The sequence below is a fragment of the Candidatus Viadribacter manganicus genome (assembly GCF_001679665.1).
GTDB lineage: Bacteria > Pseudomonadota > Alphaproteobacteria > Caulobacterales > Aquidulcibacteraceae > Vitreimonas > Vitreimonas manganica.
Genome location: NZ_CP013244.1, coordinates 2,069,737 through 2,085,245, shown reverse-complemented (window position 1 = coordinate 2,085,245; position 15,509 = coordinate 2,069,737). Strand labels below are relative to the sequence as shown.

At 63.2% G+C, this 15,509-nt stretch carries 15 protein-coding genes; 9 read left to right on the top strand and 6 right to left on the bottom strand.

What is annotated here, in order from left to right; genetic code table 11:
- Positions 1-2: 2 nt before the first annotated feature.
- Genes ilvD through ATE48_RS10715 form a run of 9 tightly spaced genes read left to right on the top strand, consistent with a single transcriptional unit; the run spans position 3 to position 9,876 of the window.
- Positions 3-1,733, top strand: coding sequence for a dihydroxy-acid dehydratase (ilvD, locus tag ATE48_RS10755; protein WP_066771282.1), 1,731 nt, complete (start codon positions 3-5; stop codon positions 1,731-1,733).
- Positions 1,733-2,734, top strand: a complete 1,002-nt coding sequence (gene ilvC, locus ATE48_RS10750) for a ketol-acid reductoisomerase (protein ID WP_066771279.1) — start codon at positions 1,733-1,735, stop codon at positions 2,732-2,734. The genes ilvD and ilvC overlap by 1 nt, the downstream gene beginning before the upstream one ends.
- 4 nt (positions 2,735-2,738) lie before the next feature.
- Positions 2,739-4,445: an acetolactate synthase 2 catalytic subunit gene (gene ilvG / locus ATE48_RS10745; RefSeq protein ID WP_066771270.1), complete on the top strand. Its 1,707-nt coding sequence runs from the start codon at positions 2,739-2,741 to the stop codon at positions 4,443-4,445.
- On the top strand, positions 4,442-4,708 hold the full coding sequence (locus tag ATE48_RS10740; RefSeq protein ID WP_066771267.1) for an ACT domain-containing protein: 267 nt from the start codon (positions 4,442-4,444) through the stop codon (positions 4,706-4,708). Before ilvG ends, ATE48_RS10740 begins: the two co-directional genes overlap by 4 nt.
- The gene (locus ATE48_RS10735) at positions 4,696-5,907 is read left to right on the top strand and encodes a 2-isopropylmalate synthase (RefSeq protein WP_066771264.1); all 1,212 of its coding nucleotides are present in this window, start codon (positions 4,696-4,698) and stop codon (positions 5,905-5,907) included. Before ATE48_RS10740 ends, ATE48_RS10735 begins: the two co-directional genes overlap by 13 nt.
- A complete protein-coding gene (gene leuC, locus ATE48_RS10730; RefSeq protein WP_066771261.1) occupies positions 5,894-7,306 on the top strand; it encodes a 3-isopropylmalate dehydratase large subunit in 1,413 nt (470 codons plus the stop codon). Before ATE48_RS10735 ends, leuC begins: the two co-directional genes overlap by 14 nt.
- Positions 7,299-7,880: a 3-isopropylmalate dehydratase small subunit gene (gene leuD / locus ATE48_RS10725; protein WP_066771255.1), complete on the top strand. Its 582-nt coding sequence runs from the start codon at positions 7,299-7,301 to the stop codon at positions 7,878-7,880. Before leuC ends, leuD begins: the two co-directional genes overlap by 8 nt.
- On the top strand, positions 7,877-8,965 hold the full coding sequence (gene leuB / locus ATE48_RS10720) for a 3-isopropylmalate dehydrogenase (RefSeq protein ID WP_066771252.1): 1,089 nt from the start codon (positions 7,877-7,879) through the stop codon (positions 8,963-8,965). The genes leuD and leuB overlap by 4 nt, the downstream gene beginning before the upstream one ends.
- A gap of 2 nt (positions 8,966-8,967) precedes the next feature.
- Positions 8,968-9,876: a branched-chain amino acid aminotransferase gene (locus ATE48_RS10715; RefSeq protein ID WP_066771249.1), complete on the top strand. Its 909-nt coding sequence runs from the start codon at positions 8,968-8,970 to the stop codon at positions 9,874-9,876.
- Here the strand turns inward: ATE48_RS10715 and hisC are convergent.
- Genes hisC through hisD form a run of 6 tightly spaced genes read right to left on the bottom strand, consistent with a single transcriptional unit; the run spans position 9,873 to position 15,509 of the window.
- Entirely contained in the window at positions 9,873-10,946 is a 1,074-nt protein-coding gene (gene hisC / locus ATE48_RS10710) for a histidinol-phosphate transaminase (RefSeq protein ID WP_066771247.1), read from the bottom strand. The genes ATE48_RS10715 and hisC overlap by 4 nt on opposite strands.
- Positions 10,943-11,554, bottom strand: coding sequence for a bifunctional phosphoribosyl-AMP cyclohydrolase/phosphoribosyl-ATP diphosphatase HisIE (hisIE, locus tag ATE48_RS10705; RefSeq protein WP_066771244.1), 612 nt, complete (start codon positions 11,552-11,554; stop codon positions 10,943-10,945). The genes hisC and hisIE overlap by 4 nt, the downstream gene beginning before the upstream one ends.
- Entirely contained in the window at positions 11,551-12,318 is a 768-nt protein-coding gene (hisF, locus tag ATE48_RS10700) for an imidazole glycerol phosphate synthase subunit HisF (RefSeq protein ID WP_066771241.1), read from the bottom strand. Before hisF ends, hisIE begins: the two co-directional genes overlap by 4 nt.
- A complete protein-coding gene (hisA, locus tag ATE48_RS10695; protein ID WP_066771237.1) occupies positions 12,308-13,030 on the bottom strand; it encodes a 1-(5-phosphoribosyl)-5-[(5-phosphoribosylamino)methylideneamino]imidazole-4-carboxamide isomerase in 723 nt (240 codons plus the stop codon). Before hisA ends, hisF begins: the two co-directional genes overlap by 11 nt.
- Entirely contained in the window at positions 13,024-13,620 is a 597-nt protein-coding gene (gene hisH / locus ATE48_RS10690) for an imidazole glycerol phosphate synthase subunit HisH (RefSeq protein WP_066771235.1), read from the bottom strand. The genes hisA and hisH overlap by 7 nt, the downstream gene beginning before the upstream one ends.
- The gene (gene hisD / locus ATE48_RS10685; RefSeq protein ID WP_066771233.1) at positions 13,617-15,509 is read right to left on the bottom strand and encodes a histidinol dehydrogenase; all 1,893 of its coding nucleotides are present in this window, start codon (positions 15,507-15,509) and stop codon (positions 13,617-13,619) included. Before hisD ends, hisH begins: the two co-directional genes overlap by 4 nt.

Sequence of the window (15,509 nt, the reverse complement as noted above, 5' to 3'; positions counted from 1 at the left end):
ATATGAACGAAGACCCGCCCTATACGCCGCCATCAAGGCCGAAAAACCTGCGCAGCGCTGCTGTCACGCAGGGCGCAAATCGCGCCGCCGCGCGCTCGTATTTGCGCGCCGCGGGTCTTGATGATGCGGATTTCAGCCGGCCGTTGATTGGTGTCGTGAACACATGGTCATCGGTAACACCCTGCAACATGCATCTCGGCGATCTCGCCGAGCACGTGCGCCGCGGCGTTCGGGACTCCGGCGGCGTACCGATCGACTTCAATACGATCGTCGTCACCGACGGGATTTCGATGGGCACGCCTGGCATGAAGGCGTCGCTGATTTCACGCGAAACCATCGCCGATTCCATCGAACTCGCCGTGCAAGGCCATCAGCTCGACGGCGTCGTCTGCATCGTCGGTTGCGACAAGACCATTCCTGCCGCCGCTATGGCGCTCGCGCGCATGGATCTGCCGGGATGTGTTCTTTATGGCGGCACGATCATGCCTGGCCTTCATGCGGGCAAAGAAATTTCAATCCAGGAAGTCTTCGAAGCCATCGGCGCGCACGGCGCCGGTTCATTGGACGATGCGGGGCTGCGGCAAGTCGAAAGCGCCGCTTGTCCCGGCGCGGGCGCCTGCGGCGGTCAGTTCACGGCGAACACAATGGCGATGGCGCTCACCGCCATGGGCATCTCACCCGTCGGCGCGAACGACGTTCCGGCAACGCATCCTGACAAGCCCGTCGAAGCCGAACGCTGTGGCCGCCTCGCTGTTGAACTCACAAAGCGCCGCCTCAACGCACGGCGCTTCATCACAGCGCAATCGTTGCGCAATGCTGCAGCCGCCGTCTCCGCCAGTGGTGGCTCAACCAATGCAGTCCTGCATTTGGTTGCGATCGGCGCCGAGGCTGGCGTCGATTTCGGCATAGAAGATTGCAACGATGCTTGCGAGGCGGCGCCCGTCATCTGCGACCTGAAACCAGGCGGCCAATTTCTCGCAAGTCACCTCTTCCAGGCCGGCGGCACACGCTTGGTGCTGCAGCGGATGATGCAAGCCGGCAAAATCGAAGACGCAACCACCGTCTCAGGTCGCTCATTGTTCGATGAAGCGCGCGAAGCAATCGAAACGCCAAACCAAAAGGTGATCCGCGATTTCGATGCGCCCGTGATGACGCGCGGGTCTTATGCCGTCATTTACGGCAACGTCGCGCCCGATGGCGCGGTAATCAAGCTCGTTGGCCACGATACGGCGCGCTTCGAGGGCCCCGCGCGGGTGTTCGACACCGAAGAGACCGCGTTCGATGCCGTGCAGCGCGGCGCCATTCGAGAAGGCGATGTCATCGTCATTCGTTACGAAGGACCGCGCGGCGGCCCTGGCATGCGCGAGATGCTGCAAGTTACTGCAGCCCTGAAGGGTCGCGGCGTGCAGAACGTCGCTCTGATCACGGACGGGCGCTTTTCTGGCGCCTCATACGGCTTCGTTGCCGGTCACGTCTCACCCGAAGCCGCCGCGGGCGGGCCGATCGCATTGCTACGCGACGACGACATCATCGCCATTGACGTCGCCGCACGCCGGATCGAGACAAGCGCAGATCTCTCCAACCGCGTCGCCAGTCCGCCAAAGCGCGAGGCGCCCACCGGCGTGTTCGCAAAGTACGCGGCGCTTGTTTCTTCCGCGTCGCAAGGCGCCGTCACCATCCCGAATCCATCGCCGGCGCAACGCCGGCCTGAACACATGCGCGAGGCATCGTAATGAAAGTCTATGGCGAAGATGACGTGAGCGCAGCGGCGCTCGAGGATCGGCGTATCGCCGTGATCGGGTATGGCAGCCAGGGTCGCGCCCACGCGCAAAATCTGCGCGACAGCGGCCACGACGTTGTCGCCGGCGTGCGCAAGGGCGGCAAAGGCTGGACCAACGCTCGCGCCGACAAGATCGAAACCGCAGAACCCGCCGAAGCCATCGAAGGCGCAGATCTCATCGCCTTCCTGACGCCCGACATGGCGCAGGAAGCAATCTTCAACGACATCATCGCGCCGAACGCCAAAAAAAGTGCGACACTGCTCTTCGCGCACGGCTTCTCTATTCATTACGGCCGCGTGAAGCCTCGCGCCGATATGGACGTAGTGCTGGTAGCGCCGAAAGGCCCCGGCGATCTGGTGCGCCGCGAGTTCATTCGAGGGCGCGGCGTGCCCGCACTGTTCGCCGTGCACCAAGACGCAACCGAAACCGCGCGCAGCCGCGCCATGGCCTACGCCAAAGGCATTGGTGGCGCATCAGGGGGTCTGATCGAGACGACATTCGCCGAAGAAACCGAAACCGATCTCTTCGGCGAGCAAGCAGTGCTTTGCGGCGGCGCCAAAGAGCTCGTTATGGCCGGCTATCAAACTTTGGTCGACGCCGGTTACCAGCCTGAGGTCGCGTATTTCGAGTGCATGCATGAGCTGAAGCTCATCGTCGATCTCTTCTACGAAGGCGGCATCTCGAAGATGCATGACTTCATCTCCGAGACCGCGAAATACGGCGCCGTCGCCTCAGGGCCGCGTATCATCACCGAGGAAACGCGCGGCCGCATGCGCGAGGTGTTGAAGGACATCCAGTCCGGCAATTTCGCGCGCGATTGGATCCTCGAAAACCAGGCCGGCAAGCCGCGTTACACCGCGATGCTGAACGCTGACCGCAATCACCCGATCGAGAAGACCGGCGCTGAGCTGCGTTCACGCATGGCCTGGCTGAAGCAACCAACCAACGCCTGAGCCGATGACCAGCGCCGCCTCCACCCTGCCAAAGCAAGACGCAACGCCCGCCACCGCGACCGGCGCTCGACTTGTGGTCGAAGCGCTCGAGCGGCAGGGCGTTGAGCTTGTGTTTGGCTATCCTGGCGGCGCGATCATGCCTGTGTACGACGCGCTGACCTCGGCGCGCTTTAAACACATCTTGGTGCGCCACGAACAAGGCGCGGCTTTCGCCGCTGACGCCTACGCGCGCGTCACCGGAAAGCCGGGCGTTTGCCTCGCCACGTCAGGCCCCGGCGCCACTAATCTTGTGACCGGCATCGCAAACGCAATGATGGACTCGGTGCCACTCATCGCCATCACCGGCAACGTCGCCTCAGCGTTGATGGGCACGGACGCCTTCCAAGAGATCGACATTCTCGGTCTCACTCTGCCGATCGTGAAGCACTCCTGGATCGTACGCGACGCCGCCGACATCCCCGCAGTGTTCGCCGGAGCCTTCCACGTCGCAACATCGGGCCGCCCGGGCCCAGTGCTGATCGATCTGCCCAAAGACGTTCAGGTCGCCGCCGTCGCTCGCGCCAGCTCATCACCCATCCCCCAAGAGCCAGCGCAACGACTGGATCCGGCGCAACTGCGCCGCGCTGAATCCGCCATCAGCGCGGCGCAACGTCCGCTGCTCTATATCGGCGGCGGCGCGCGCATTGCTAACGCGACAGATGACGTCCGCGCCTTCGCGCGCACGACGGGCATTCCCGCTGTCTGCACTTTGCAAGGCCTCGGCGTGTTGCCGCCCGATTGGCCAACCAATCTCGGCATGATCGGCATGCATGGTCTGCGCGCCGCCAACGAAGCCGTTCAGCAATGCGATCTCCTGATCGTGCTCGGCGCCCGCTTCGACGATCGCGCGACCGGCCAACTAAGCAAGTTCGCGCCGCATGCCCGCGTCATCCACATCGACATCGACGCCGCCGAGATAAGCAAGCTCCGCGACGCCCAGATCGCCATCACCAGCGATCTCAAACCCGCCTTGCGCGCTCTGAGCCCTCGCCCACTGCGCGTCGAGGCGTGGCGGCAAACCTGCGCGCAATCGAAAGCCGCGTCCGCCTTTCGCTATGATGCGCCGGGCGACGATATCTATGCGCCCGCGCTCCTAAAGGAACTGTCCGAGCGCAGCGGCGACAACTTCATCGCCACGTGTGACGTCGGCCAGCATCAAATGTGGGTGGCGCAGCATTGTCGCTTCCCGGCGCCGCAGGCGCATCTCACCTCAGGTGGGCTCGGCGCCATGGGCTACGGCGTGCCCGCAGGCATCGGCGCCAAGCTCGCGCGACCCGACGCTGACGTCGTCACCATCACAGGCGATGGATCGTTCTTCATGAACATCCAAGAATTAGCAACGCTGAAGCGCTACGACATTCCGCTGAAGATCGTGCTGCTCGACAATTCGTCGCTGGGCCTCGTGCGCCAGTGGCAAGAGCTCTTCTTCGACCAGAACTACAGCGAAATCGACCTCTCAGATAATCCGGACTTTGCCGCCGTCGCGCGGGCGTTTGGCATCGACGCGTTCCGAATTAGCAAGCGCGAGGAGGTCAGCGTCGGCATCGAGCGTCTGCTCGCATCCACCGGCCCCTGCCTCGCGCACGTCGTCATTGATCCACGCAGCAATGTGTGGCCACTCGTGCCGCCCGGCAAAAGCAATTCAGACATGATCCACGGAGCAACCCAATGACCAGCTTCCTCATTCAACTCGATCACGCCGAAGGTTCACTGCAACGCCTTATCGGACTCATCGAGCGCCGTGGCTTCCACATTGACCAGCTCGCCGTCGCCGATGCCGGCGCGCATCGCGAAGTGCGCATCGCCGTGCGCGGCCGCGATTCCGGACGCTGCAGCGAAGTGCTCGGCCGTCAGATCGACCGCATGATCGGCGCCCGGCGTGTGGCCCCCGCCGCCTCACCGCACGTAGAGGAGGCGGCGCCATGCCCAGCGTAGATGGCGTTGCGCGCGATCCAAATCGTGTCTTGGTGTTCGACACCACACTCCGCGACGGTGAGCAAGCGCCCGGGTTTTCGATGGGCGTCGCGCAGAAGCTCGAAATGGCCCGCGCGCTCGCAGCGCTTAACGTCGATGTCATCGAAGCCGGCTTCGCAGCGGCTTCTCCCGGCGACGAGGAGGCGGTGCGCGTCGTGTCCGGAGAGGTCGAAGGACCGATCTTTTGCTCACTCTCACGCGCAACCGAGAGCGACATCATGGCCGCCCATCGCGCGCTGGGTCACAACCGGTGCCGGCGTCTGCACATCTTCCTCGGCACCAGCCCAATCCACCGCAGAGCCAAGTTCAACATGAGCGCCGATGAAGTGCTCGCACAGGCGGTGGCCTCGGTTCAGTTCGCACGCACGCTCTTCGAGGACGTCGAATTCTCAGCTGAAGACGCGATCCGCACCGAGCCCGAATATTTGGGCGATGTGCTGGAGGCCGTCGCGGAGGCCGGCGCACAGACACTCAACGTCCCGGACACCGTCGGCTATTCCACACCGGAAGAGATTGGCGGTCTCTTTCAGTACCTGAACCGGCGCGTGATCCAGAGATACCCCCACACAATCCTTTCGACGCACTGCCACGATGACCTCGGCATGGCCGTCGCCAACACGCTGTCGGCGGTCAAAGCCGGCGCACGCCAGGTCGAAGTCGCAATCAATGGCATCGGCGAACGCGCGGGCAATTGCGCCTTGGAAGAAGTGGTGATGGCGCTGCGTACGCGCGCTGACCAATTCGGCCTTTTCACAGGCGTCGATTCCACCAAGCTGGTCGGCGTCAGCCGCCTGCTTAGCCAAGTCACCGAAACCCCGGTGCCACGCAACAAGGCCATCGTCGGCATCAACGCCTTCGCGCACGAGGCTGGCATCCATCAGCACGGCGTCCTCGCGGACGCGCGCACCTACGAGATCATGCTGCCTCAGGATGTTGGCTTCGATGGCACCAGCTTCGTTCTAGGCAAGCACTCCGGGCGTCACGCTGTCGCCAAACGCGCTTCCGTGCTCGGCCACGAACTCAGCGGCAACGCGCTGAGCGCGGTCTTCGCCGGCTTCAAGCGACGCGCCGACGAGATCGGTGAGATCGATGACGCTGAGTTGGTCGCCATCATCCGGAGCGAAACGGAAGAGACGCGAGGCATCCATGCCGCCGTCTAACTCTCCGCGCACGATGTTCGACAAAGTCTGGGACGCCCACATGGTCGTTCCGGAAAGCACCGATGCGCCAGGCGTGCTATATGTCGATCTCCACCTTGTTCACGAGGTCACCAGTCCACAGGCATTCGCCGACATCGAGGCGCGTGGCCTAAAGGTACGCCGCCCCGACCGCACATTCGCGACGCTCGATCATTCGACACCGACAGACGGACAGCGCTCCTACGTGACGCCGGAAGCCGAGGCGCAAGTCTCAACGCTGGAAAAAAATTGCGCCAAGCACAGCGTCACACTCGCTGGCTGGGACAGCGGTGATCGCGGCGTCGTCCACGTCATGGCGCCGGAGCTGGGCCTCACCCAACCAGGCGCCGTCGTGGTCTGCGGCGATAGCCACACCGCAACCCACGGGGCGTTTGGCGCACTCGCCTTCGGCATCGGCACCTCCGAAGTCGGACACGTGCTGGCAACCCAATGTCTACTGCAGCGCAAGCCCAAGCGCATGCGTGTCACGGTCGATGGCCGATTGCAGCGGGACACATCGGCAAAGGATCTGACGTTGGCGATCATCGCCGCTATCGGCTTCGGCGGCGGCTCGGGATACGTCATCGAATATGCCGGTGACGCGATCCGCGCGCTCGACATGGAAGGGCGCATGACGCTCTGCAACATGTCGATCGAAGCCGGCGCCCGCGCTGGCATGGTAGCGCCGGACGAAAAGACGATCGCTTATCTGCGCGGCCGCCGCCACGCGCCACACGGCGAGACGTTCGAAGCCGCTGCCAAGCGCTGGCTCTCGTTCACGACAGATCCGGACGCAACATTCGACAAAGAGCTTCATCTCGACGGCGGCGCTATCACACCGATGGCGACATTCGGCACAACGCCTGACGCCGCCATCGCGATCGGCGCAGCTGCGCCGGCGCCGCGCAGCGAGTCCGAGCGTAAGGCTCTCGCTTACATGCAATTCGCCGCGAATGAGCCGACGACACATGAGCCCGTGCACGTCGTCTTCGTCGGTTCATGCACCAATGGCCGCCTCTCCGACCTCCGCGCCGCCGCAGAAATTCTGCGCGGCCGAAGAATCGCGGCTGGCGTGCGCATGCTCGTCGTTCCCGGATCGGAAGCCGTGAAACGCGATGCGGAATCCGAAGGCCTCAATCAGGTCTTTGAAGCCGCCGGCGCCGAATGGCGCCAACCCGGTTGCTCCATGTGCATCGCCATGAACGGCGACGTCGTGCCGCCAGGCAAGCTCGCGGTCTCAACATCCAATCGCAACTTCGAAGGCCGACAGGGCAAAGGCGCGCGCACCATTCTCGCCAGTCCCGCAACCGCAGCCGCAAGCGCCATCGCAGGCGTTCTCACCGATCCGCGCGTGTTCGCCAGGGAGACTGCTTATGCCTGAGCAATTCACCCAACTGATCTCGCGCACCTTCGTTCTTCCGCAAGAGAGCATCGACACAGATCAGATCATCCCGGCGCGCTTTCTCACAACGACAACGCGCACCGGCCTCGGCGCCAAAGTCTTCTACGATTGGCGCTATGACGCGTCCGGCGTGCCCATCGCCGACCACCCGCTCAATGTGCTCGACACGAAAGAAACCCGCATCTTGATCGCGGGCGAAAACTTTGCTTGCGGCTCATCGCGTGAGCACGCCCCTTGGGCGCTGCTCGACTATGGCTTTCGCGCCGTCATCTCCACATCGATCGCCGACATCTTCAGCTCGAACGCACTGAAGAATGGTCTCCTCCCGATCGTCGTCGATGCCGAGACGCATCAGCGTTTGCTGGCTGATTCCGGCGGCCGCGTCGGCATCGATCTTGAGCGCCAAGAACTTACCATTGGCAACACTCCACCCATTCGGTTCACCATCGAGCCCTTCGCGCGGCGCTGCCTCATCGAAGGTGTCGACCCTCTCGGCTGGCTCACCGACCGTCTGCCGCAAATTGAAGAATTCGAACGAGGACATCCGTCATGAAGAGCTACAAGATCGTTTTGCTGCCCGGCGACGGCGTTGGTCCGGAAGTCACCGCAGTCGCACGCGATGTTATATCCACCGTTGGCGAAGTGCACGGACGCCGCTTCGAGTTCGAAATTCACTCAATCGGCGGCGCCGCCATTGATGCGACTGGCGATCCGCTGCCGCAAAAGACATTGAACGCCTGCCGCGCGTCTGACGCTGTGTTCCTTGGCGCTGTCGGTGGACCCAAATGGGATGGTGGTGCAAAACGCCCAGAGCAAGGCCTGCTCGGATTGCGCAAAGAGCTTGGCCTCTTTGCCAACATCCGCCCGGTCCGCATCTATCCTGATCTCATCCACCGCTCGCCGTTGAAGAAGGAGTTCATCGAAGGCGTGGATTTCGTCGTCTTTCGCGAGCTGACCGGCGGGCTCTATTTCGGCGAATCCACGCGCGGCGCAGGCTACGCCAGCGATCAGTGCGTCTACACGGCCGGCGAGATCGAACGCATCGCACGCGCCGCCTTCGGCGCCGCGCGCGCGCGGCGCGGCAAAGTCACGTCAGTCGATAAGGCCAACGTGCTGGAAACCAGCCGCCTCTGGCGCGAGATCGTCACACGCGTGCACGCCGACTTCCCAACGGTGCAACTCGAGCACCAGTTGGTCGATTCCATGTCCATGAACCTCATCCGCCAGCCGGGTTCGTACGACGTCATCCTCACCGAGAACATGTTCGGCGACATTCTCTCCGACGAAGCATCTGTGCTGGGCGGCTCCATCGGCCTCGCGCCATCCGCTTCCTTGGGTGCTGGCGGGCCTGGATTGTTCGAGCCCGTGCACGGCTCAGCGCCGGATATTGCCGGCAAGGATGCATGCAACCCCGTCGGAGCCGTGCTCTCGGCAGCCTTGCTGCTGCGCTATGGCCTGCGCTTGCATGATGAAGCCGACGCACTCGAAGCCGCCGTCGAGCGTGCAATCCGTCACGGCGCCCGCACCAAGGATCTAGGCGGATTTCACACCTGCAGCGCCATGGGCGCAGCCATCATCGATGAATTGCACGATCTCTCCGCGCCGCGGGCGTGCAACGTCCAAATGCATTGGGGCTAAACATGTTACCGTTCGACAATCGCGAAGGCTGTATTTGGCTCGACGGCGCCTTCGTGCCCTGGAGCGATGCGCGCCTTCATGTCTGCACGCACGCCCTTCACTACGGCTCGGCCGTGTTCGAAGGCGAACGCATGTACAACGGCCATATCTTTGAACTCGAGGCGCATACGCGCCGCTTGTTCCAATCCGCCGAGACACTGGATTTCGAAATCCCGTTCACGGAGGCAGAGATCAACACAGCCTCGATCGAAACTTGCCGCCGCAACAACCTTGAAGACTGTTACGTCCGCCCCATCGCATGGCGCGGCGCCGAGCAGCTCAGCGTTTCGGCGCTTCACACCAAGACTCACGTCGCCATCGCTGTTTGGGAGTGGCCCAAATATTTCGACGCCGCCAAGCTCAGGCGCGGCATCCGTTTGACCTCTGCGAAATATCGACGCCCACCCGCGGATGCCGCGCCGACCTCCGCAAAAGCGGCCGGCCTCTACATGATTTGCACGATCTCCAAGAACGCCGCGGAACGCGCTGGATACGACGACGCCCTAATGCTCGATTCGTCCGGTAACGTCGCCGAAACCACCGGCGCCAACATCTTCTTCATCCGCGACGGCGCCATCTACACGCCAAAAGCCGATAGCTTCCTCGATGGCATCACCCGACGTACCGTCATCGCACTCGCGCGCGCAAAAGATCTCGACGTGATCGAGACACGCATTCGCCCAGACGAGCTCGACACATTCTCGGAATGCTTCGTCACCGGCACGGCGGCTGAAGTGACGCCCGTCGCGGAGATTGGCGTGCATGCCTACAAGCCTGGTGCGATCACCTTCGATCTGATGGAAACTTACACGCGCCACGTCACCCAAGCGCCGCCAAGTCCCGTTCGCCAGCTCGAACGCGCTGGCGCCTAGGCGAGAGCCTCTTCAAGCGCCCGCATCTGCGCGTCATCACCGATCGTCACGCGAATGGCGGCGGGCATGTCGTAATTGGCGAGCGTGCGCACGAGTATGCCGCGCGCCGCCAACTTACGATCCAGAGCCGAAGCGGCATCGGCATTCGGCGCCAGCGCGGTCACGAAGTTTGCCGCCGACGGCAACGTCACCAAGCCCGCGTCGCGCAGCAACCGCTCCAGTACCGGCCGGCCTTCGCGTACCAACGCTAACGAACGGGCGGCAAACCCATCGTCGTTCAACGCCGCGATCGCAGCGGCCTGCCCCATGGTCGAGGTGTTGAACGGCAGCCGGATGCGGTTCAACACATCCACGATCTCCGCAGACGCATACCCCCAACCCACGCGCAATGACGCCAGGCCATGTAACTTCGAAAAAGTTCGCGTCAGCACAACGTTCGGCGACGACCGCGCTAGGCGCAAGCCATCTTCATAATCGCCCTCGCCCTCAGCGAACTCCGCATACGCAGCATCCAACACCAAAACGACGTGATCCGGTAACGCCGCGTGCAAGCGCCGGATCTCCGAGAACGGAACAACCGTCCCGGTCGGGTTTGCCGGATTGGCGACGAACACGACACGCGTTCGCGCATCGACCGCCTCAATTGTTGCGTCCACATCGACATGGTAATCGCGCTCTGGCACCGAGATCACATCCGCGCCCGCCGCGCGCGCAGCGATCGCCCATGCCGCAAACGCAAATTGCGGCTGCACCATCGTATCGCCGGGCGAGAGATACGCCTGGCAAACGAGAGAAAAGATCTCATCCGATCCCGCGCCCAGCACAATCCGCGCCGGCTCGAGATCGTGCTTGGCAGCCAACGCCTCTCTCAACGCAAAGGCTTTCGAGTCCGGATAAAAATGCAATCCATCAGCCGTTGCCAAAAACGCAGCACGCGCCGCTGGGCTGCAACCCAAGACGTTCTCATTCGCCGACAGCTTGATCGGCGCTACGAAACCGGCCGCGGCAGCTTTGCCAGGAACGTACGGCTTTATCTCAAGAATCGAGCGCTTCGGTACAGGGTCGCTCATGGCCGGGCGCCCGCGCGCTGCGACAGCACTTCATACACATCCGGCAAGGACAGCCCGCGTGCGCGCAACAACACCGCCAAGTGATAGAGCAAATCCGCGGCCTCGCCGCACAACTCATCGTCAGCGCCCGATGCGCCGGCTAAAGCGCATTCTACGCCCTCTTCGCCAACCTTCTGCGCGATGCGCTTTACACCGCTTGCGAACAAGCGCGCCGTGTAGCTTGCTTCACCCCCATCCTTCGCACGCGCATCGATAATATGCTCTAGATCCGCCAACACATCGGCGCGCGCACCGGCGCCAAAGCAACTCTGCGTTCCGAGATGACACGCTGGTCCCTGCGGCTCGACCAACACAAGCAAAGTGTCGCGGTCGCAATCTGTACTCACGTCGAGCACGCACATGTGATTTCCCGAAGTTTCTCCCTTGCGCCAACGTCCACCGCGCGAGCGCGAAAAGAACGTCGCTTCGCCGCTCTCAATGGTCTCTACCAACGCGGCACGATCCATGTAGCCCAGCATTAGGACCTGTAGCGTCCGCGCATCCTGCACGATCGCTGGAACCAACCCGCCACTCTTCGCAAAATCGATCGCGTCGACATCCAAAGTCACGGCCGCACCTCATAGCCAGCCGCAGCGACCGCCGACTTAACCTCTCCGACGCCAACGCGCCGAAAGTGAAAGATGCTCGCCGCCAGAGCGCCCGACACGTCGGCGCCAGCAAACACGTCCGCAAAGTGCTGGGCAGCGCCGGCGCCGCCCGACGCCACCAATGGAATGGTCAGCAATCGCCGCGCCACCGCGAGTTGCTCGATGTCAAAGCCATCGCGTGTGCCGTCCCGGTCCATGCAGTTCAGCACGATCTCGCCTGCGCCGCGCGCCTGCGCCTCAACGATCCACTCCATCGTCTTACGCGGCGTGCGCCGGATCGTCGCCGCATCGCCCGTGTACTGAAACGTGCTCCACACGCCTTCGGTCGCGCGGCTATCGACGCCCACAACGACACATTGCGATCCCGCCACATCGGCAAGCTCATTGATAAACTCGGGTCGCTCAAGCGCCGGTGAATTGATCGAGACCTTATCCGCTCCGTGCTCAAGGCAGCCGATCGCCTGCTCGCTCGTGCGAATACCGCCCGCAACACAGAGCGGCACATCCAGGCGCCGCGCCACGCGCGCCAACCAATCATAATCAATCGTGCGCCGCTCAGCCGACGCCGCGATATCGTAGATCACGATCTCATCGGCGCCTTCATCGCGGTAGCGTAGCGCAAGGTCCAGCGGGTCGCCTGCATCGACGTGGCCTTCGAACTGCACGCCTTTCACGACGCGGCCGCCTTTTACATCCAGGCACGCGATGATGCGCTTAGAGGGCAAAGGCTTCCTCCAAGGCCACGCGCTTCTCATAAAGTGCACGGCCGACGATCGCCCCTGAGACGCCGGTCTCGCGCAGCGCGCGCAGATCATCCAACGAAGCGACACCGCCCGAAGCCTGTATCTCCAGATCGGGCCGCTCCGCGCAAAGCTGACGCATCAGCGCAAAATTCGGCCCGCCAAGCACGCCATCACGTGAAACATCGGTGACCAGAACATGCTTCAGCGTCCCCACCGGAAATTGCGATAGCGCGGTGTTAAGATCGACACCGCCGCCCGCCGTCCAACCTCGCACCACCACCTCGTAAACGCCGTTTACCGGCCGCACATCGAGCGCGCAGCAGAGACGCTCCAGCCCGAACGACGACGTCCACTCACGCACTTCCTGGGGGCGTTGCACTGCCGCCGAGCCCACGATCACGCGGCTGACGCCAGCATCGAACAATGCCTGGACGTGCGCGAACTGCCGCACGCCGCCGCCGAACTGGATCTTCGCATCCGAGCATTGCGTGAGTTGGCGCAGCAAGTGGTGCTGCATTGGCGTGCCTTCGCGCGCGCCATCGAGATCGACCACATGCACCCAGGTCGCGCCCTGCAACGCAAACGCCGTGCATTGTACCGCCGGATCGCCGTACGTGGTCACGTCATCGAACTTGCCGAGCGCAAGGCGCACGCACCGGCCGCCCAGAATGTCGATGGCCGGATAGATCAGCATGGCAAACTCAAGAAGTTGCGTAGAATTGTTGCGCCAGCGGCGCCGGACCTTTCCGGGTGAAACTGGCAACCAAACACATTCCCCGACGCGACCATCGCCGGAAACGGCGCGCCGTAACGCGCCGTTGCAATGGTCGCGTCGCTAGCCGGGCAAATAAAGGAGTGAACAAAGTAGGCGTATGGCGTCTCGACCAATCCTTCGAGCAACGCACTCTCGCGCGTCGTCTCGATCTTCGACCAGCCCATATGCGGCACAGGCGCCTCGGGCGAGACGGGAAAGCGTGTCACGCGCCCCGGAATGCGCCCCAGTCCCTCCGCGTCGCCCTCATCACTGGTCTCGAACAGCAATTGCTGGCCGAGACAAATGCCAAGCAACGGCCGTGAAAAGTTGCGCAACACATCCTCCACACCACTTTCATTGAGCCGCTTCATCGCATGCGCGGCCGCGCCAACACCGGGCAGAATGACCCGCTCGGCCTCAGCCACACGCGCCGGATCATCGGTCAACACCGCCGCCGCACCCAGCCGCTCCAACGCAAACATCACTGATGCGGTGTTGCCGACGCCGATCTTCACCACAGCGACACTCATGCGATCACGCCTTTGGTCGAGGGCAATATCTCGCTCTCGATCGCGATCGCCTGACGCAACGCGCGGCCAAACGCTTTGAAACAAGCCTCCGTCATGTGGTGATCGTTCTCGCCGCTCACCGACACGTGGATCGCCGCGCCCATGCTCTGGGCGAGCGAACGGAACACATGCTCCGTCATCTCCGTCGGATAGGCGCCCAAGCTCGGCTGCGCGAACGCGCCGTCGAAAACCAGATAGGGCCGCCCGCCAAGATCGATCGAGACCTTTGCCTCGGCCTCATCCATCGGCAGCACGAAGCCATAACGCGCAATGCCGCGCCGCTCGCCTAACGCCTGCTTCAGCGCCTGACCCAATGTCAGCGCGCAATCTTCAATCGTGTGGTGCGCGTCGATCTCAAGATCGCCCTTGCACAGCAGCTTCAGCCCAATGCCACTGTGCTGCGCAACTTGCTCAAGCATGTGGTCGTAGAACGGCACACCCGTATCGATCACCGGCGCGGAGCGCCGATCCAAATCCACGGTCACCGTAACTTGCGTTTCCCGCGTCTCTCGCATCACCTCGGCGCGGCGCCTACGTACCACGACCGCAGCGTCTGCTTCCTTCGCCACAGCGATCCGCGCCTCGGCGGCGCGGGCGTGCGCCTCCAGGCCCTCCAAGCGCGCCAATCGCGCAGCGATATTCGTAACATGCCGCACGCCCGTCGCGTCGATCTCCTGGATCGTGAAGCTCTTCATGAACGATGCGGTGGTGACACCAGCCCAGCTCCGCGCCGCGCCATCGGTCGGCAACACATGACTTGGGCCGGCGACATAGTCGCCATAGCTTTCCGCTCCATTGCGACCCACGAACACCGCGCCCGCATTGCGCACACGTGACACGGCGCGCTCGTCGGCAACGACAAGCGACAAATGCTCCGGCGCATACGCATTGGCCACATCGATCGCTTCGCCGGCGTCACGAACTCTTATGAAGCGCGCCTGGTCCAACGATGCGCGCGCAATGTCCGCACGCGGTAAGCTTGCCAACTGCCGCTCAAGCTCCGCCTCAACCGCGCTCAGCAGTTCTTCAGACGGCGATATCAGCAGCACTTGCGCGTCGGCATCGTGCTCGGCTTGGCTCAGCAAATCCGCCGCGATGAGCGCCGCATCCGCGCTCGCATCCGCCACCACCGCCAACTCACTCGGCCCCGCCGGCAAATCCACTGCCGGACCACCATGCAACGCCGCTGCGAACCTCTTGGCCTCCGCAGCATAGGCGTTGCCCGGACCGAAGATCTTTTCCGCCTTCGGCAAGATCGCGCCGAACGTCAGCGCCGCGATCGCCTGAGCGCCCCCGACACGCCAGATAGCCTCGATTCCACAGGCCGCGGCGGCGGCGATGATCGCTGGATGTGTCTCGCCCGATTTGCTCGCAGGACTGACCAAGACACGGTTCGGCACACCGGCCACCGCCGCCGGCGCCGCCAACATGATCAGCGTCGACACCAACGGCGCGCTCCCAGCCGGAACATAGAGTCCGCACGTCTCGATCGGCCGCCAAACCTGGCGGCACAAAATACCAGGCGCCGTCTCGACCGCGATCGGATTCGGCGCCGTCGCCTCATGGTAGAAGCGCACATTCTCAATCACCGCGTCGATCGCAGCGAGGTCCTCTGCTTGAAGCGCCGCGCGCGCGGCAGTCACAGCGGCGCTCGTCAGCTCCAAACGCTCTACGCGCCGCCCATCGATCTTCTCGGACCAGCGATCAACTGCGGCAGCGCCTTCGCGCTCCACATCTTCGAAAATGCCGCGCACCACAGCGAGCACACGTGCATCGCGGCGCTGCTCCGGCCGCGCCAGCGCCAGCTTTTTCTCCTCGACAGAAAGCGTGTCCCAACGCAGACGTTTCAC